Source organism: Vibrio sp. Vb1755, from assembly GCF_033338635.1.
In the GTDB taxonomy this organism is placed as follows: domain Bacteria; phylum Pseudomonadota; class Gammaproteobacteria; order Enterobacterales; family Vibrionaceae; genus Vibrio; species Vibrio alginolyticus.
In genome coordinates, this window is sequence record NZ_JAWOTA010000026.1 from 23,200 (window position 1) to 41,864 (window position 18,665).

Annotated in this window: 16 protein-coding genes; 14 read left to right on the forward strand and 2 right to left on the reverse strand. The window is 39.4% G+C overall.

Annotated elements, in window-relative coordinates:
* The 12 genes from neuC to R7E00_RS18515 all read left to right on the forward strand — a co-directional run bounded on the left by neuC (position 1) and on the right by R7E00_RS18515 (position 12,761).
* Positions 1–1,194: a UDP-N-acetylglucosamine 2-epimerase gene (gene neuC, locus R7E00_RS18460; protein ID WP_054574211.1), complete on the forward strand. Its 1,194-nt coding sequence runs from the start codon at positions 1–3 to the stop codon at positions 1,192–1,194.
* A 7-nt stretch (positions 1,195–1,201) separates the two neighbouring features.
* The gene (neuB, locus tag R7E00_RS18465; protein ID WP_054574212.1) at positions 1,202–2,275 is read left to right on the forward strand and encodes an N-acetylneuraminate synthase; all 1,074 of its coding nucleotides are present in this window, start codon (positions 1,202–1,204) and stop codon (positions 2,273–2,275) included.
* On the forward strand, positions 2,268–2,921 hold the full coding sequence (locus R7E00_RS18470; protein ID WP_213885619.1) for an acetyltransferase: 654 nt from the start codon (positions 2,268–2,270) through the stop codon (positions 2,919–2,921). Before neuB ends, R7E00_RS18470 begins: the two co-directional genes overlap by 8 nt.
* 16 nt (positions 2,922–2,937) lie before the next feature.
* Positions 2,938–3,999, forward strand: coding sequence for a nucleotidyltransferase family protein (locus R7E00_RS18475; RefSeq protein ID WP_054574214.1), 1,062 nt, complete (start codon positions 2,938–2,940; stop codon positions 3,997–3,999).
* Positions 3,999–4,700 carry a cytidylyltransferase domain-containing protein gene (locus tag R7E00_RS18480; RefSeq protein ID WP_085569709.1) on the forward strand — a complete coding sequence of 234 codons (702 nt, stop codon included), beginning with the start codon at positions 3,999–4,001 and terminating at the stop codon, positions 4,698–4,700. Before R7E00_RS18475 ends, R7E00_RS18480 begins: the two co-directional genes overlap by 1 nt.
* 72 nt (positions 4,701–4,772) lie before the next feature.
* Positions 4,773–6,446 (forward strand): asparagine synthase-related protein, encoded by a 1,674-nt coding sequence (locus tag R7E00_RS18485; protein WP_262606302.1) that lies wholly within the window; start codon positions 4,773–4,775, stop codon positions 6,444–6,446.
* Positions 6,447–6,450: 4 nt separating this feature from the next.
* Entirely contained in the window at positions 6,451–7,809 is a 1,359-nt protein-coding gene (locus R7E00_RS18490) for a polysaccharide biosynthesis C-terminal domain-containing protein (RefSeq protein ID WP_213885618.1), read from the forward strand.
* Positions 7,810–7,830: 21 nt separating this feature from the next.
* Entirely contained in the window at positions 7,831–8,907 is a 1,077-nt protein-coding gene (alr, locus tag R7E00_RS18495; protein WP_085569706.1) for an alanine racemase, read from the forward strand.
* Positions 8,908–9,189: 282 nt separating this feature from the next.
* Positions 9,190–10,239, forward strand: coding sequence for a hypothetical protein (locus R7E00_RS18500; RefSeq protein ID WP_238842876.1), 1,050 nt, complete (start codon positions 9,190–9,192; stop codon positions 10,237–10,239).
* Positions 10,232–11,494, forward strand: a complete 1,263-nt coding sequence (locus R7E00_RS18505) for a hypothetical protein (RefSeq protein WP_085569704.1) — start codon at positions 10,232–10,234, stop codon at positions 11,492–11,494. Before R7E00_RS18500 ends, R7E00_RS18505 begins: the two co-directional genes overlap by 8 nt.
* A 15-nt stretch (positions 11,495–11,509) precedes the next feature.
* A complete protein-coding gene (locus tag R7E00_RS18510; RefSeq protein WP_054574219.1) occupies positions 11,510–12,055 on the forward strand; it encodes an acyltransferase in 546 nt (181 codons plus the stop codon).
* Positions 12,048–12,761, forward strand: a complete 714-nt coding sequence (locus R7E00_RS18515; protein WP_054574220.1) for a WecB/TagA/CpsF family glycosyltransferase — start codon at positions 12,048–12,050, stop codon at positions 12,759–12,761. Before R7E00_RS18510 ends, R7E00_RS18515 begins: the two co-directional genes overlap by 8 nt.
* Positions 12,762–12,839: 78 nt before the next feature.
* On the opposite strand, the gene wecA is transcribed toward R7E00_RS18515, so the two are convergent.
* On the reverse strand, positions 12,840–13,916 hold the full coding sequence (gene wecA / locus R7E00_RS18520; RefSeq protein ID WP_054574221.1) for a UDP-N-acetylglucosamine--undecaprenyl-phosphate N-acetylglucosaminephosphotransferase: 1,077 nt from the start codon (positions 13,914–13,916) through the stop codon (positions 12,840–12,842).
* A gap of 137 nt (positions 13,917–14,053) precedes the next feature.
* On the reverse strand, positions 14,054–15,379 hold the full coding sequence (locus tag R7E00_RS18525) for an MBL fold metallo-hydrolase (RefSeq protein WP_262606301.1): 1,326 nt from the start codon (positions 15,377–15,379) through the stop codon (positions 14,054–14,056).
* Positions 15,380–16,246: 867 nt separating this feature from the next.
* Here R7E00_RS18525 and wecB point away from each other — a divergent pair.
* Positions 16,247–17,371 (forward strand): non-hydrolyzing UDP-N-acetylglucosamine 2-epimerase, encoded by a 1,125-nt coding sequence (gene wecB / locus R7E00_RS18530; RefSeq protein ID WP_256900465.1) that lies wholly within the window; start codon positions 16,247–16,249, stop codon positions 17,369–17,371.
* Between the two features lie 21 nt (positions 17,372–17,392).
* The gene (wecC, locus tag R7E00_RS18535) at positions 17,393–18,658 is read left to right on the forward strand and encodes a UDP-N-acetyl-D-mannosamine dehydrogenase (protein ID WP_262606300.1); all 1,266 of its coding nucleotides are present in this window, start codon (positions 17,393–17,395) and stop codon (positions 18,656–18,658) included.
* Positions 18,659–18,665: the final 7 nt, after the last annotated feature.

Here is an 18,665-nt window from a genome sequence, read left to right on the forward strand (position 1 = left end):
ATGACGCAGACACATAAAAAGGTTGCGGTCTTTACTGGTACAAGAGCAGAGTATGGTCTGCTCTTTTGGCTTTTAAAGGACATACAAAGCGATCCTGACCTAACACTTCAATTGCTTGTTTCTGGTATGCACCTATCACCGGAATTCGGTGATACTTACAAACAAATTGAAAAAGATGGCTTCAATATCGATGAGAAAATAGAGATTTTGTTGTCTTCTGATTCCGCTGTAGGTACAGCGAAAAGTATGGGGTTGGGTGTCTTAGGGTTTGCCGATGCCTTGTCGCGACTAGCGCCAGATGTTCTTGTCATTCTTGGGGATCGCTTTGAGGCGCTCGCTGCTGCGCAAACGGCTATGATACTTCGTATTCCGATCATTCATCTTCATGGTGGTGAAATAACAGAAGGTGCTTATGACGATGCAATTCGTCATGCGATTACCAAGTTGAGTTACCTACATGGTACATCGACAGACGAATACCGAAACCGAGTGATTCAACTTGGTGAATCACCAGCCCGTGTAAGAAATATTGGTGCAATTGGCTTAGACCACCTAAACCGAGCGTCTTTTATGACGGTTTCTGAGTTGAGTGAATCACTAAGTTTTGAGCTCACAAAACCTTATTTTGTTGTTACTTATCATCCTGTTACTCTGGGTGATGAATCTCCAGAGGAAAGCTTTCAATCGCTTTTAGACGCATTGGATGAATACCCTGATCATCAAGTTATATTAACTTACCCTAACGCAGATGACGGTGGTCGACGCATTATCCCAATGCTAGAAGATTATGCGGCAAGTCAACCAAAACGTGTCTTGGCAATCCCATCACTAGGGCAAGTGCGTTATTTGAGCTCGGTAAAGCATGCGGCTGCAGTTATTGGTAATTCGTCGAGTGGTATTATTGAAGTACCAGCTTTTGATGTCCCTACAGTGAATATAGGGGCTAGACAAAAAGGACGCTTGGCCGCAAAAAGTGTTTTAAACACCACTGCTATGAAAGAATCCATCAGTAACGCGATTGGCCTCGCTGTGAGCCGAAAGTATAAAGCTGAAGATGAAAATATTGCTAACCCCTACGGGCAAGGTGATAGTAGCAAACAAGTCATAGAGATGATTAAAGGACTGGATTTTGATCCTTGTAAGTCTTTTTATGATGTAAACATTGAACCTGACTTAAACAAGAAAGTAGAGTGAGACAATAATGACTTTGATTATTGCCGAAGCGGGTGTAAACCATAACGGTCAAGAAGAACTAGCATTTTCGTTGGTCGATGCTGCTCACAAAGCTGGAGCGGATATAGTAAAGTTCCAAACTTTTAAAGCAAAAAACCTAGTTACCGAAGAGGCTAAGCAAGCTGAATATCAAGTAACAAATACTCAAAAGCAAGAGTCTCAGTTAGCGATGTTAAGCCGTTTAGAACTGTCGTACGAGACCCACCATGATCTCGTCAAATACTGTGGTTCGCTTGGTATTGAGTTTCTATCAACAGCTTTCGATTTAGAAAGTTTAGATTTCTTAGTCAATGATCTTGGTTTAACGCGCTTGAAGTTGCCTTCCGGTGAGTTAACGAACGCTCCTCTTGTATTGGCTCATGCTCGTACTGGTTGTGATCTTATTGTATCAACAGGTATGGCAACACTTTCCGAAATTGAGACAGCTCTTGGAGTGATTGCTTTCGGTTATACAACAGATGAAAAAGCAGAACCTTCGATGCTAGGTTTCCAAGAAGCTTATGCATCAGAAGCTGGTCAAAAAGCGCTAAAAGAGAAAGTAACAATTCTTCATTGTACGACGGAATATCCCGCTCCAATGGAAGAAATCAACCTAAGAGCAATGGATACGCTAGGGCGAGCATTTGACTTGGCGGCAGGCTATTCGGACCATAGTGAAGGAATTACGATTCCAATTGCGGCTGTTGCTCGCGGTGCTGTTCTTATAGAGAAGCATTTTACGTTAGATAAAAACATGGAAGGTCCAGATCACAAAGCCTCTCTAGAGCCACAAGAGCTAGAGGCAATGGTAAAAGCCATCCGTCAGATTGAGATTGCATTAGGCTCTAGAGTAAAAACTCCTACAGTTTCTGAAGTGAAAAACAAATCCGTAGCACGCAAAAGCTTAGTAGCAGCAAAGGATATTGAAAAGGGCGAAGCGTTAACAGAATCTAACCTCACAATTAAGCGTCCAGGCATTGGTTTGTCCCCTTATCGCTATTGGGAACTTCTTGGCACTAAAGCAACCAAAGGATACAAAGCAGGAGAGTTGATCATTGAGTGATGAGGTGAATCTTCCTATTGTAATGATTGGTGGAGGTGGTCATGCCTCCGTTCTTGCTGAAATACTGCTTACGCAGGGAAGAGACATACTTGCCGTGATAAGCCCTGAAGATGTCAGTCAACGTTCTGTATTTAAAGGAATTTCCATCCTTGAAAAGGACAAAGATATTCTGAGGTTTGACAAAGACAAGATTCTTTTGGTCAACGGTATTGGAATGATGCCCAAATCCGGCTTTAAGAAAAAAATTAATGAATACTTTCTCTCATTAGGTTATCAGTTTGAGACGGTCATCGCTGACAGTGCATTCGTTTCACCTTTTTCTAAAATTGAAATTGGTGCTCAGATTTTACCTATGGCGATGATTCAGACTGGGGCTACAGTGGGGAGCCATAGTATAATCAACACGGGTGCCTTGGTTGAGCACGATTGTAAAATAGGTGCTTATAACCATATTGCTCCTAAAGCAACGTTGTGTGGTCAAGTCGAGACAAAAGAAAGTGTCTATGTTGGAGCTGGTTCAACGGTTACCCAAGGGATATCTATTGGCAGTGGCGCTATCGTGGGGGCTGGTGCTAGTCTCACTAAGTCTTTAGAAGAAAATACCATTGCATATCCTGCTAGAGCAGTAATTAAAACAAATTCTTAGAAAACAAAGGTAGAATATGAGTCATTGTTGGCAAAAAACGCTGATATCAGAATCAAGCACAATCAAGCAGGCATTAGAAATCATCAACAGCGAAGCATTGCGTGTCGCTGTGGTTGTTGATCAAGATAAAAAGCTTCTAGGCATGATTACTGATGGTGATATTCGACGTGGCTTATTAAATGATCTGGTGTTAACCGACTCGGTTGCCAAGGTAATGAATTCTGAGCCAATTACCGCAGAGCAAGGCGCATCAAAAGAGCATCTTGTAGAGTTAATGGAAAAAAAGCAAATTCTATCGGTTCCGTTACTTGACCAAGACAACAAAGTCGTAGGTTTGGAAACTCTTCACAGTGCGCTGAGTAAAGATAAATATCAGAACCCAGTATTCATTATGGCTGGTGGTTTTGGTACTCGCTTACGACCGCTGACGGACAACTGCCCTAAACCAATGTTAAAAGTTGGTGATAAACCTATTCTAGAAACTGTAATCAAGAGTTTTATCAAAGCTGGTTTTAGCAACTTTTACATCTCAACGCACTACATGCCAGAACAAATTCACCAACACTTTGGTGATGGTACTGATTTGGGGGTTAGCATCTCATATGTACACGAAGAGACTCCTTTGGGTACCGGTGGTGCTCTCGGCTTACTACCTGAAGATATGCCAAGAGATCTACCTTTAATTATGATCAATGGCGATGTGTTGACCAAAGTAGACTTCCAGCGCTTGTTAAATTTCCATATGGAAAATGATGCAGATGCAACAATGTGTGTTCGAGAGTACGACTACCAAATTCCTTATGGTGTTATTAATGGGGACGGTAATCAAATTACCAGCATGGTTGAAAAACCAGTTCAACGCTTTTTTGTTAACGCTGGTATCTATGTTTTGTCTCCTCGAGTGATTCAATCAGTAGAAAAGAATCAGAAAATCGACATGCCTACGTTGCTCGAGCAACACATGGAAGAGAGACAAAAAGTATTGATGTTCCCAATTCACGAATATTGGCTTGATATTGGCCGTATGGATGACTTTAACCGTGCGCAGATGGATATACTGTCTCTGGGGCTAGAGTAATGTTAGATGGTAAAAAAGTAATTGCTGTAATCCCTGCCAGGGGGGGCAGCAAGCGACTACCGGGAAAAAATATAAAACAGTTAGGTGGCAAACCATTAATAGCATGGTCAATTGAAGCGGCAAAAAAATCAAGGTACATAGACCGAGTTATTATTAGCACGGATTGTGAAGATATTGCGGAAGTTGCACGAAGATATGATGGAGAAGTGCCTTTTTTAAGACCGCAAGAGCTTGCAGGTGACACTGCTAGTACCAATGGTGTGATCTTACATGTACTTGAGCAAATCGACGAAAGCTTCGGCTATATTGTACTACTACAGCCAACTTCTCCTCTGAGAAGCACAGAGGATATTGATCAATTACTTGCGTCATTTGACGAGAAGACGGAAGGTGTTGTGTCTGTCTGTCCATGTGAACATAGCCCTCTATGGGCAAACACCTTACCTGAGGACAAGACAATGGGGCACTTTTTCCCAGAATCTGTCGTAGGAAAACGTTCGCAAGACTTGCCTGAATATTATCGCCTAAACGGATCCATTTATGCTTTCAAGGTAGATAGTTTTGTTGAAAATAAAGGGATCTTCTACTCTGATAAAGTAAAAGCGCATAGGATGCCCATTGAAAGATCAGTTGATATAGATACTATTGTGGATTTTCATATCGCAGAGGTTATGCTCGAGAATATGGATAAATTAAATTAAATATTTTTGAATTAATACATGGGAATAGAATCAACTATAAAGTTATTCGTAGTTGATTAGTTGGAAATTTAAATGCTAATAAAAATAAACAAAACTTCGCAGACTGGTCTGAACAAAGACATTCAGTTTGATAATAAATTATTTTATTATCACGTATTTGGTAGCTTATACTTAGAAAATGAAAATGAAGTCATTAAGGCTATACTTGATAACAATAGAAGTTATTTGGCGAAATTAATTGGCAACTTTACTATTGTTGTTCTAGACCCTACCACCGGACAAATAAGAATTGTCTCTGATCGTCCGGGTAAACAAAATATATTTTACCATATAAGTAAAGGTTTACTTACAATTTCAGATGATTTCTGGGAGATAAAAGAAGTCTTATCGTTTGGCGTAGATGATCTTGATGTCACAGCAATTAAACAACAAGTCGTGTTTTTTACTGGTTTGAATGAGCGTACTATTATCAAGGGTGTAAAGACCGTACCTGCAGCTACTATCCTAAAAATAGAATTGGAAAAGGAATCTGTATTATCGGAACGATACTGGCGGTTTAGTTATCTTGATAACCAACTGTCATATGATGACAAGCTTGATTTAATTGATGAAACTTTTACCAACGCACTTGGTACAGTTAAAGCACTTAATCCTAATGAAGCGAGTTTTGCTGTAGGTATTAGTGGTGGACTTGATTCTCGTATAATTCCTTATTACGCCCAAAAAAATGAAATGCAGATAGAAGGCTTTACTATCGGTTTGGAAAGACCAAGAAAGTTGTTTCTATCTAATGATTTTAACAGCGCAAATAAAATTGCAGAACATTTTGGATTGGAGCGACGTACATTAGAATATAACTCGATACCTCTTAAAACACAGCTAGATATGGAATCAAACCTTGCTCCTGAAGTTGGTTCTCAAATTTTTAAGATTGTTGATGTTCGCGAGTTAAAATCAAATGTTTTAATTACTGGTGCTAGCGGCTTTGTCATTGGTGCATCTCCACTTTACAGTTCAATTAAACACAGCACGCTTCTTGACCACACATTATTGTACCAATCTTTGCTAAGTACAAAGCCAAAAGCAGCCAAAGTAAAGAAAGCAATTAACTCGTTTACAGGTTTGTCTTTAAACTTTAAACCAAAACTGAATATGTCTGGGTTTGGTGATTTCTTTACAAAGAGTGAGTTAGACGAGTGTGTTGCTGATATAGAAGCATTTTATGCTAAACTTGATACTCTCTCTAACTCAGAGAAGTTGATGAACTATGCGATTTTTGGCCTTGGAAGAAATAATGCCAAAGGTGCTTTTGAAAGCTTTTTAGGCCAAAAAGACTCTTACAGTATTTATACTCCATTCTTCTTAGATACTGTCCAGCAATTTAATGAAGACGAATTGCTCAATAGACAACTATTCCAAGAGTTTATTGCTAAAAGATTACCAGAGTTGTCTGCAATTCAAGGTCAAGACTTCAAGCCTACTCTATCTGGTAAACCGAACCCAATAACGACGGTTTCAAGAAAACTATTAGCGATGGGTAACTTCGTTATTAGGGGAAGCGGTGTAATGAATTATGAAAATTGGGTTAAATCTAATGAGTTTAAACAATTGAAGACTCGGTTGGATAGTGATACTAAATCGATTCAAACTGAATTAGGTTTGAGTTTCGATTATGGAGATCATAGGGTTCATCCTGCACTTCAACAAAATATCTTAAAAATGCAAAATATTTTGTCAAAGATATAATGTTATGAATTTTAATAGTATTAAATTACTATTGTTGAAGCCAGTAGTAATCTATCTATTGGCTGATATTTTAGTAAAAGGCATGCAGTTTTTGTTAATGCCCTCTGCATCTCATTTGTTGAGTATTCAAGAGTATGGTAAATTAACACTTTTCTTAGCTTTACTTACCGCTTTAGTACCTATGGTAAGCCTATCAAGCGAATCTGCTTATTCTATTTTCTACAATCAAGAATTAGGAAAAAATAAAAAAAGATTGTTTATAAATAGTATTCATGTTGCGGGTACGGGATTTGTTTTATTTACTTTAGTTACTATATTATTATCATTCATTGATGATTATCTCTTATTCAATATAGTTTCTTTAAAGTATCAAATGACAAAAATGTTCTGGATAGTATTCTTAGAATATTTTGTTAACTTGTATTTATTATCTTGTCGCTTAAGTTTTGATAAGACCAAATATTTCTTCTGGTTTATCTTTTACTTTGCAATGAAGTTTATTGTTGGTCTTACATCGATATATGTTTTTAAAAGTTCTGATTCATATTTAAACTCTATACTAGTTCTAAATATAGTGTTTGTATTTATTATTGTTTCTAGGTTTTTTAAGTTAACTGAATTCTTTAAAGAAGTACTTTCCTTTGATAAAAAGTCTTATTTTAGAATAGTAAAGTACTCTGCAATAATTTTACCTGTGAGTGTTTTTTCTGTTGTTAACTCCATGGTGGATAAAGCATATATTACTTCCTTATTAGCAGTAAAAGAGTTGGCAAATTATACGTCTATATTTTTACTAGCGGGTGCAATTCAAATTGTGATACTTGCGATGAACAAAGCATATATGCCTAAGTTATTAAAATTATACTCACAATATGGATACCTTTCTTTAGAAAAAATGAGTAAAAATACAAAGAGTCTCTTGATAACTAACTATTTGGTTTTTTTGTCTTGTATTTTTTTATTGCCGTTTATTTTTAAAATTATATATAGTGATAAAATAGAATTTAGTTATGATGTATTTGTAGTTCTTAGCTTAAGCTTTTTGTTTAATACATTGTATATACTTTATACTAATGTTCTTTCTCTGGAAGAAAAAACTGCAAAATACAAAATGTTTGGTTTTCTATTTGCTACGTTAGTAAATATTCCATTAAGTTATTTTTTAACACTAAGATATGGTATTTTAGGTTCCGCATCGTCGACAATGTTAAGCTGTATTTTTGCCGCGTTTATACTTTATGCTCTGGTTAATACTAAAGTAAAACAGCACTACCTTTTAAAAGAAAGCATTGCTTTTCTTCTTAGTGCATGCATGACGGCTGCGATTGTGGTGTACCTAAACACGCATCTAGCAATATTTTAGTAAGGAAGAAGGTAAATAATAGTGGCTGAGCCCTACCTATTAATTGATTTAGAATCGATTAAACATAACGCGAAAGTTCTAAGTGCAAAAACAGATGCTAAATGTGAGCTTATTGGTGTAATAAAAGCAGATGCTTATGGACATGGTGCATTAGAAGTTTGTCAAGCTATTGACTCTATTAGCACTTTTGCTGTCGCTCGCCTATCTGAGGGGCTAGCTTTAAAGAGCTCAGGTGTAAAAAAAAATATTTTAGTTTTCTCTGGTGTTAATACATACGATGATCTAATGCAGGCTATTGAGCATGAGCTTATAGTTGTAGTCCACTCCGAGAGTCAACTTGATATTTTGAGAACGCTTTCTACAGAAACCGAGTTGCAATGTTGGATTAAGTTTGACAGCGGTATGCATCGTTTGGGGCTACATGCTGATGAGCTTGATCGTACTCTTGAAGCTCTAAAATCTATGCCAAATATCACGGTAAAAGGGATCTTGAGTCATTACTCTTCTGCTGACAATGATTCTGAGCGAAGTCTTTTCCAGTTAGACAGTTTTGAAAGTACTACGTCTAACCTAAATGTGAGAACCTCAATTACAAACTCTGCAGGGCTTTTACAAGGTTACTTCAATGGTCAAAGCTATGCTAGAGTCGGTCTTTCACTATATGGCCTATCCCCTTTGTGCGATAAAATAGGTCCAGACTTAGGGCTGCGCACATCTCAATCTTTAAAGGCCTATGTTACCTCGGTGCGTCGCCATTCTAAAGGTGAACCTGTAGGTTATGATGGTGTTTGGGTTTCTGAGCGAGACACCAATTTAGCGGTGATTGGGGTTGGGTATGCGGATGGTTACCCTAGAAGTGCAAAAAATGGAACGCCAGTGCTGATCAATGGGGTTGAATACCCCCTTGTTGGGCGGGTTTCTATGGACTTAATCAGTGTCGATATTGGGAATAATTCTGCCGTCAAAGTGGGAGATGAAGTGACCCTATGGGGTGACTCTCTACCAATAGAACACATTGCGAAATGTGCTGGAGTTATTCCTTATGAGCTTCTAACGGGTGTTTCTAAGCGTGTAAGTCGTCGTTATTCTAGTAACTAAATGGTCAAGCTTTGGTAGTAATATTACGTCCAGAGATAGTCAGGTTTTATATTTGGTATCAATATGATATTTACATCTAAAGGTTATCTATACCTATTATTGGCGACGATAATTTTGTTTTTTATATCTCGACAAAATATATTAAACTTAGGAGCTTTAGCATACTTTAATCATATATACATACTGATTTGTATTGTCGCATTCTTTATCTGTATTATATATAAACCAGTTAAGAAGAGCTTTCTTTTTCTCTCATTTATACTTTTTACGTATTCGGCTTTCATGGTTTTTAGAAGTGGCATTCCTGTAATAAATATTTTACAAACGTTCTTGACTTTGAAGTTTGTATTTGTTTTCTTTGTTATGGCTTATGCTTTAAATACAGATAGACCAATGTTATTGGCTAAGTTTACGAAAGCACTTACGTATATTTTATTGTTCTCTTCTTTGTTTGTTGTTTCTGATTATTTAGTTCCTAATATATTATATACATTGGCAAAAGATGGTCGTGGGATTATGGGGATTACACCGGGATCTTTTTTCGGATCTCGTGTTTTATACTCTGGGTTTCTTCTCTTATACAGTATTTTGTTATTGTCATTTAAATACAATGATGATTCAAAAAGATATTTTATTTATAAACCTAAGCTTTACTGGTCTCTACTCTTTTTTTCCTTTTTTTTATTATTTCTAACATTTTCTAGGAAAGAGCTTTTAATCCTCTTAGTTGCATATGGCATTACCGTAATGTACAAAAATAAGGGGATAATAAGATTGATAGGTTCGATATTTCTCGTTCTTTCTACTCCAATAATCTTAGGAGGACTTTGGGTATTAATTGGTGACTCTGTTCTTGAGAACTTCAACGAAAACTATGTCCGTTATAAGATCTTTTATTATGCGATGGAGATATTCGAGTATAACTTCCCATTTGGTGCTGGCCCGGGGACATATGGAACCGTCATGTCCAAGATGTACACAGATGTGTATACCTTTTTTAACGTAGATAGGGCAATTATTGGTTATGGAAGTCAGATCGAAGGGCCGATTTTTGATCTGTTCTTTGTTTCACTGATTGCTGAGTATGGCCTTGGAATAATATTTGTTATGTGGTTTATCTTTCAGCCTTTTTTTGCTGAAAAAGATGGCTATGTTGACCAGGTTGTCCATGTTAGGTTGATTCGTATTAATGGATTTTTGATGCTTGTTGGGATTGGCTCGATGGTACCCATTATGGGGAATATGATAGGATTATTGCTTTTCTTTTTACTAGGGATATTGACGTCGAACAACGCTATCTTTGTTCATAGTCGGAAGCGAACAAATGCATAAAGTCGTAGAAACACATATTCTTGAAAACAACCTTAGCAACGAAGCTGAGGTTTGGCCTCTACTCAAATACCAAATGACTCGCCATATCACTCTGTCTAAAGGGGTGGAGGATATGGAGTTTAAATCAAAGTCATATATCTCATTGCTGCTTTCTCTGATTTTTAGCTTCTGCAACTTATTTAGGGCGAGATTCAATAAAAAGGCCACGGCTTACTTTGGTGCATTCTCCCGAGTTTCAATAAATGAGGGCGTGATTTATGATGAATTTGTTTCACCTGAAAAGCAGAAAAAACTTTGTACTTTGTATCATTGCTCAAATTTTGAAGGTGTAAAGCTCCTGACGTGCTTCAAGCGTGGTGTCATCTTTGAAAACCTGATCATAAAACTGCTAGTCGTGTTCATTAAACGTTTTGGTGGGCGTGCACGAACTCCTGAGCTCTCAGAGGAATTCTTCGCCTTATTGAATCAAGAATATGGCGTTTCCAAACAGACAGTAGAAGCCTTTTTACTAGATTACGAAAGTAAGAAAGCTGCGTATACGAAGCTCTTAAAATGGTTAGGCGTTCAAAACGTAGAAATCGTCTCTGCATATACAAAACCAGCCATTGTGAGTGCAGCAAACGGACTCGGCATTAAGACCCTAGAATACCAACACGGCTTACTAGCGCCTTACCACCCTTCGTATCACTATGTTGGTGAAGAACTTTGGCGCAGTAGCATGTTGCCAACCCGTCTGAAGCTTTATTCAAGTTATTGGCAAATGAAAATGCGCCAAGCTAACTTCGTTCCTGAACATGGAATAGAAGTCGAGGGGGCGTTACCCCAAGCTTGTGACGAAGTGAAGAAAGAGGTGTTCAACCAAGTAGGGAATGACAAGTTCTTCATTTTTACAGGACAAGGCATTTGCTATACGGAAGTTGCTGACTTTGTTGCAAGTTTAATCGAACAATTCCCAAACTATACCGTAGTTTATCGACCTCATCCGCGTGAGCATCAAAACCATACTCAACTCTCTGCGCTAGTACAAAACGAAAAATTCAAAGTAATCGACCGAGATGCCTACCAAGATACGCTTACTTTAATTGGTGCATCTAAAGCTCACTTCTCAATATTCTCCTCTTGTCACTTTGAAGCTTTAGAGCTTCTTGGGAGAACTTACGTACTTGATGTCGTGGAAAACAACTTAATGAAAGAAGGTGGTGAGGACGAAAATATAATCTTCATTACTAAAGCATCCCAAATTATGGACATATAGTGCCAAAGTACTTCTATGAAAAAGTTAAAGCTCGTAATTTATTATTTATTTTTCTACAACTTACCTAACTCAAGATACTTGCCACTGTTTAGTAAACTTCGTTGCTGGTACTTGACTCGAGTATTAAAAGTTGTAACGGCACATCCAAAAAACCGATTAGAGAATAGAATTTACATCTCCAACGCTTCTGAGTTAAAAATCGGTCATAACGTCCGCATCAACGAGAATGTCTTCATTCAAAGTGCCACAATAGGCAACAATGTAATGATTGCGCCAAACGTAGCAATTCTTTCCAGCACGCATAGTTATGAAAGATTAGATATTCCGATGGTTGATCAAGAAGATGTGTTTGGCCTTCCGCCAGTTATTGAGGATGATGTTTGGATCGGTAGAAATGTTGTTATAAAGCATGGCATTACTATTGGGAAGGGTGCAATTGTTGGTGCGTGCTCGCTGGTGACAAAAGACGTCCCAAGTTATGCAATTGTTGGTGGTGTACCAGCAAAAGTAATTAAATATAGAAGTGCCCAAGAAACAGAAAAGAAGTGCGAAAATGAATAAAACATGCAAAATTGGTGGGCTAGATATCTCTGCATTCGACAGTATGGATCACGCTGTTGACTCTATCTTACATCAGGGAAATGTTGTTAGTGGCTTTGCTGTTGCCGTGAATGCTGAAAAAATCGTATCAAGCTATGAACAGGCTGATGTAAAGAGAATCCTAGAGTCTGCGAGCATTCGTTATCCAGATGGGGCTGGGGTTTCTTTGGTCATGTCCAGGCGCGGCTGCCCAAGTGCGAGAATTCCTGGTTGTGACTTATGGTTGGAGCTAATGAAAGGGTCTGCACCGCTGAGTGTGCCAGTATTTATCGTTGGCGCTAAACCAGAGGTTAACCAACAGACCGTTGATAAGTTAAAACAAGAACTTAATGTTAACGTCGTTGATGCTTGCGATGGCTATTTTAAAGATGAAGCGGAGCTTATAAACAGAATTAAGGAAAGCAAAGCGAAAGTCATAACGGTGGCACTTGGCTCTCCTAGACAAGAGAATTTTATTAACAAATGTCGTGAAGTTTATCCAGATGCCTTCTACATGGGGGTAGGCGGTACTTACGATGTGTTCACGGATCGAGTGAAACGTGCTCCTCAATGGGCTCAGAAGTACAACCTTGAGTGGTTTTACCGTTTAATATGCCAACCGACAAGAATTACACGTCAAATTAAGCTTGTTAAATACTTGTCTCTAGTGGTGACAAAGAAAGCTTAATTTTACTTTCTTGTATAAATAGAAAAATGCCCACGGTGTTGCGGGCATTTTTTTGATTTCAAATTATATTACAAAGAGTTAGCTATTTGAAATCGTAACTGTTTCAGGCTTTCCCAGCTTGCTACGCACATAACTGGTGATGCGCCAAACGTAAGACAGAATAAAGCAATAAGCCACAAAACAGGCGATGAAGGTATAGAACATGATAGCTTCAGATAGACCGGTCAATTCACCATAGATACCAAATGCCGCATATGCAGATGCAATCAGGCAAATCACAACAAGAGTTTGTTTCGAGCTTAAACCCATACGTTGGAAAATATGATGCAAGTGTTCTCTGTCAGGTTTGAATGGCGAATCCCCGCGGCGAACGCGGCGAATCATGATGGCCGCCATGTCCATCAACGGAACCGCAATTAACCACAATGCTGTTACTGGACGCATCAAAGGTTTGCTTTCTGCTTGGCTGACACCGAGCAACAGCCAAATAACTGTAAAGCCAATCATCATGCTGCCTGCGTCACCCATAAATACTTTTCGAGCGCGCCCTAAAATACCCAAGTTCATGAAAATATACGGCAGCATGGCAACAATAATTACCACACAGAGGTAAGCTAAGCCGTGTTGGGCGTCTACCCTCAATAAATAGGCAAGAGCGCCAAAGGTTACAATAGAAAGCCCACCCAAAAGACCATCAATGCCGTCTACCATATTAAAAGCATTGATTGCACCTATCACCGCTAACACTGTAATCACAATGCCAGTCCAACCTAAGTTGATTTCACCAAAACCGAACATGTTTCCTAAACTGTGCAGTTCAATACCAGCAATATGAATCATCACTAAAGACAAGCCAGCCTGAACCCCCATGCGTATCTTGAAACTCAAGTCGACCTTATCGTCTATGGCTCCGATAAGCGTTAAGAGTGCGATAGAACATACATACAGCCAACTGTATTCGATAACTTGTGGTTTAAAGGTGAGAAACTGGATAAGAACAATGCAGATAGAGATCCCACCGATAAGTGGAACAGCACCTTCATGTAACTTCCTTTCGTTTGGTTTATCGACTAAGCCAACCGACTTAGCAACCTTACGCATGAGAAACAAAGTGGCAAACGAAGAAAAGAAGATAAATAGAAGTTCCAGAAACATAATAGTGCCAACTGCCATTGTAATTATTCGACGGCTATTTTAACCGACAAGGTAACTATCTCAAGGAGAAAATAAGCAACGAAATGGTAGCAAAACGTTACTTTTACACTATTTCTCCTGATTTACTTATCAGTAAATTAAAGCACAATGTTCGTTTTTTTCCTGGCAAAATGTTGATACAGCTCCGCTTTTGCCATTCTTTCACCATGAATCAAATGCACTTCTTTTGGCGGCGGATTAATTCCTTCTACAAATCGAATTAGATCAGATTGATCTGCATGAGCAGAATAGCCAGACATCGTATGTATTTGAGCTTTCACTTTAATTTTCTTTCCTTCGATATCAACCTTACTCGCCCCTTCTTGAATTTCTCTCCCTAGCGTTCCCTCTGCTTGATAGCCAGCAAACAGCACATCATTACGACTATCTGGTAACAACGCATTAAGATAATTTACCACTCGACCACCTTCGCACATCCCAGAAGCCGCAACCACAATAGCTGGCTCAGACGTGCTCGCCAGACGATTCACCAATCTCATATGTTCAGCATGAGTCTCAATCGTAATACATTGTTCAAACGCTAAAGGGTGACGTTGCTGCTCCAAACGCTGCTTCGCTTCTTTACCCCAAAGCTTTTTAAAGCGCCGATAAGTTTTTGTCACCTTCCGTGCTAAAGGCGAATCAAGAATAATCGGTAGGGCTCCATGTAAAGACTCCTGGTACAAAAGCTGTTCAATATCGAATAACAGTTCTTGTGTTCTACCTACACTAAAAGCAGGAATAACAATCACACCACCATCTTCCAGTGCATGTTCGACAATAGAAAGCAGCCGAGCACTTCTACTTTTCACACTTTCATGATGCTTATCACCATAGGTCGATTCGATAAACAAATAGTCCGCTTTTTCTGGTGGCTTAGGATCAGGAAGTAAAGGCGTATCACTTGGGCCGAGATCGCCGGAGAATACAATTACGTCATTATTTGAGAGTTTAAATTCCAAATAAGCAGAGCCTAAAATATGGCCCGCAGGTTGAAAGCGTAAATAAGCCAACCCCTTAAGAGGAAGCCATGTGTTGTACTGGCACGGCACCAATCGCTGCTTAATTAGATTTAAGATGTGCTGTCTTTGATGCTTGCCTAAACCCAGTTGTAGCTTTAATCCATCCTCTAGCATAAGAGGGACCAACTCAGCAGTAGCTTGTGTGCAGTAAATTTTTCCTTTAAAACCCGCCGCGAGTAACCACGGTAATCGGCCTATGTGGTCAATATGAGCATGAGTCAGCACCAGTGCTTTTACCTTGGCTAAGGAAAATTCTATCGCCATCGAACGGTCATGACGGCCTACCAATGCATCCTTACCCTGAAATAACCCGCAGTCGATCAAAATGCTCCCGTGCTCGAGTTGCAGTTCGTGACAAGAGCCTGTCACCGTATTCTTCCCACCATGATGAAGTACTTTCATAACGATCTCCTTTTCATGAGCATCAATGTAATGAATTCAAGAAAGAAGAGGGAGAGGCAACCAGCCAGATAAACACAAAAGTAGGAGTCAAAATGCTAGGAGAGTGTCAAATGGTATTTTTAGTTGCACTAAATTGTGATGCATATTCCACATAGTCAACTTTTTGCATTTTGTAATAAATAAAAATGAATAAATGCGTATTATAAAACGCGTTTTAGGTAGGCAGAATTTACGATTTTCTGGTTAAACTGACAGTTTGCATTTTGTCCAGTTGTCATAAAAAAGCCATTTTTTTGTCAGTGTTGCGCTTTTCGTTGCAACCTGTTTGCTATACAATCCTTTGCCTTGAGCACAAATGATAAAAAAACAAATGCATTGCCTTTAGGAGCCAGACCTAAGGGCGGTAGCGTGCCAAAAAGCAAAAAAAGTTCTCCGAGTGACATAAAAATGTCGCCAGACAATAAATATAATTAAGCACACTGTTGCATTCCTGGCAAGGCTCTATAAGTAAAATAGAGACTTCAAACAAACACTTAAAGCACCTCCTATTACGTCAGAGGAGGACAAAACAGTAATGAATACTGTTTTAAAAAGATAATGGCTAGGCATCAGGTTTATCAACCAATACCTATCAACCACAGTCTTCACAAGAGTTTCTTCTTTGCGAAAATGACTGACTTGCCTAAATTGTCTACCTAGATTTCTGCTCCTCAAAGGTATGGCGCGTTCGTTTGCGTATTTTCCTCTGGGGTTATTGTGCTGTCCGGAAACAATGCTTTGTTGCTTTTTAATGTAAGAAGAAGTGTTGTGTCCACCACTCGCGATTATTCACATCAACGTCCTATTCTTTGGCCTAGGTTATTTACAATGTCTAAAAAGAAAATTCTCACCGTATTCGGTACACGTCCAGAAGCCATAAAAATGGCTCCTCTAGTTCATGCGCTTGCAAATGATGAGCGATTTGACGCTAAGTGCTGCGTTACCGCTCAACATCGAGAAATGCTGGATCAGGTTTTAGAGTTATTTGAAATTAAGCCTGATTACGATCTTAACCTGATGAAGGCTGGTCAATCACTGAACGATGTAACGGCCCGTATCTTACTGGAACTTAAACCAGTACTTCAGGAGTTTAAGCCAGATGTAGTGCTTGTACACGGTGATACTGCAACTACCTTTGCTGCAAGCCTTGCAGCTTACTATGAGCAAATTGCTGTGGGCCATGTAGAGGCAGGTCTGCGCACTGGCAATATTTACTCGCCATGGCCAGAAGAGGCAAACCGAAAACTAACCGGTGCGTTAACTACTTATCACTTTGCTCCTACAGAAACCTCGCAACACAATCTGCTACAAGAAAATATCAATTCAGACAATATCAGCATCACAGGTAATACCGTTATCGATGCTCTATTGATGGTTAAAGACAAAATTGATAACGACAGCGCGCTTAACCAACAATTGGCAAGCCAGTTTCCAATGCTTGATGAAAACAAAAAACTGATTTTGGTTACTGGTCACCGTCGCGAAAGTTTTGGTGGCGGTTTTGAACGCATTTGTGAAGCTTTAGCTAAAACTGCGCAAGACCACCCTGAAGCACAAATCTTATACCCAGTACACCTAAACCCGAATGTAAGAGAGCCAGTAAATCGCATTCTGTCAAACGTCGATAATGTGCACCTCATTGAACCTCAACAATATCTGCCATTTATCTATCTAATGAGTCGGGCACATATCATTCTTACCGACTCTGGCGGCATCCAAGAAGAAGCGCCTTCCCTAGGCAAACCTGTATTAGTTATGCGTGACACAACAGAAAGACCAGAAGCCGTTGCCGCGGGCACAGTAAAGCTAGTGGGTACAGATGTAGATAAGATTGTCACTGGTTTAGATGTATTACTGAATGACAAAGAGGCTTACCAAGCGATGAGCTTTGCACACAACCCTTATGGTGATGGTCTAGCATGTCAGCGTATTTTAGAAGAATTAGCAAAATAATCATTTAGTTAGGAAATAATTATGTCTTTTGAAACAATCTCAGTTATTGGCTTAGGTTACATCGGCTTGCCAACTGCAGCCATGTTTGCATCACGTAAGAAAAAGGTAGTAGGTGTTGATGTAAACCAGCAAGCAGTTGATACCATCAACCAAGGAAAAATCCATATTGTTGAGCCGGATCTCGATATGATCGTAAGTGCAGCAGTGTCTGAAGGTTACTTGAAAGCAACCACAGCGCCAGAGCCGGCAGATGCATTTCTTATTGCGGTTCCAACGCCATTTTTGCCATGTAAAGAAGGTGAAGTACCAGCGCCTGATTTGTCTTACATTGAAGCGGCAAGTAAAGCCATAGCCCCCGTTCTTAAAAAAGGTGACCTCGTTATTCTTGAATCCACGTCACCTGTGGGTGCCACAGAGCAAATGGCCTCTTGGTTAGCTGAAGCTCGTGGTGATCTGACTTTCCCACAAACGCATGGTGCACAAGCGGATGTTAATATCGCTCACTGTCCGGAGCGTGTATTGCCTGGTCACGTTGTTCGTGAATTGGTAGAAAATGACCGCGTTATTGGTGGTATGTCTACTCGCTGCTCTGAGCGCTCAGTGGAGTTGTACCGTACTTTTGTGCAAGGTGATTGTGTCGTAACAAATGCGCGCACAGCGGAAATGGCAAAACTGACAGAAAACAGCTCGCGTGATGTTCAAATCGCTTTTGCTAACGAACTTTCAATCATTTGCGACAAGTTAGACATCAATGTATGGGAATTGATTGCACTCGCGAACCGTCACCCTCGCGTAAACATCCTTCAGCCTGGCCCTGGTGTTGGTGGCCACTGTATTGCGGTTGACCCTTGGTTCATTGTGTCAAAAACACCAGAAGAAGCACAAATTATCCACACGGCACGTAAAGTGAACGACGGCAAGCCGGATTGGGTTATTAATAAAGTAAAACTGGCCATTGCCGAGTTTTTACAAGCAAACCCAGATAAAACAGCTCGTGACGTCACGGTTGCTTGTTACGGTTTGGCCTTTAAACCTGATATTGATGATTTGCGTGAAAGCCCAGCAATGGCAATTACACAAAAAATTGCCGAAATGCATGCAGGTCGTGTTATTGCAGTAGAACCAAACATTGAGGCAGTTCCGGAAAAACTTAAACATGTTGAACTAATGGATTTTGAAGTCGCACCGAAAGAAGCGGATATTCAAGTTCTATTGGTTGATCATAAAGAGTTTAAAAACTGTGCTATTAAAACAGGGTTAGTAATAGACACTAAAGGTATTTGGTAATCAACAA

Coding starts and splice junctions, on each gene's coding strand:
- neuC (WP_054574211.1), top strand. CDS start 1: ATGACGCAGACACATAAAAAGGTTGCGGTCTTTACTGGTACAAGAGCA.
- neuB (WP_054574212.1), top strand. CDS start 1,202: ATGACTTTGATTATTGCCGAAGCGGGTGTAAACCATAACGGTCAAGAA.
- R7E00_RS18475 (WP_054574214.1), top strand. CDS start 2,938: ATGAGTCATTGTTGGCAAAAAACGCTGATATCAGAATCAAGCACAATC.
- R7E00_RS18480 (WP_085569709.1), top strand. CDS start 3,999: ATGTTAGATGGTAAAAAAGTAATTGCTGTAATCCCTGCCAGGGGGGGC.
- R7E00_RS18485 (WP_262606302.1), top strand. CDS start 4,773: ATGCTAATAAAAATAAACAAAACTTCGCAGACTGGTCTGAACAAAGAC.
- R7E00_RS18490 (WP_213885618.1), top strand. CDS start 6,451: ATGAATTTTAATAGTATTAAATTACTATTGTTGAAGCCAGTAGTAATC.
- R7E00_RS18500 (WP_238842876.1), top strand. CDS start 9,190: ATGGTTTTTAGAAGTGGCATTCCTGTAATAAATATTTTACAAACGTTC.
- R7E00_RS18505 (WP_085569704.1), top strand. CDS start 10,232: ATGCATAAAGTCGTAGAAACACATATTCTTGAAAACAACCTTAGCAAC.
- R7E00_RS18510 (WP_054574219.1), top strand. CDS start 11,510: ATGAAAAAGTTAAAGCTCGTAATTTATTATTTATTTTTCTACAACTTA.
- R7E00_RS18515 (WP_054574220.1), top strand. CDS start 12,048: ATGAATAAAACATGCAAAATTGGTGGGCTAGATATCTCTGCATTCGAC.
- wecA (WP_054574221.1), bottom strand. CDS start 13,916: ATGTTTCTGGAACTTCTATTTATCTTCTTTTCTTCGTTTGCCACTTTG.
- R7E00_RS18525 (WP_262606301.1), bottom strand. CDS start 15,379: ATGAAAGTACTTCATCATGGTGGGAAGAATACGGTGACAGGCTCTTGT.
- wecB (WP_256900465.1), top strand. CDS start 16,247: ATGTCTAAAAAGAAAATTCTCACCGTATTCGGTACACGTCCAGAAGCC.
- wecC (WP_262606300.1), top strand. CDS start 17,393: ATGTCTTTTGAAACAATCTCAGTTATTGGCTTAGGTTACATCGGCTTG.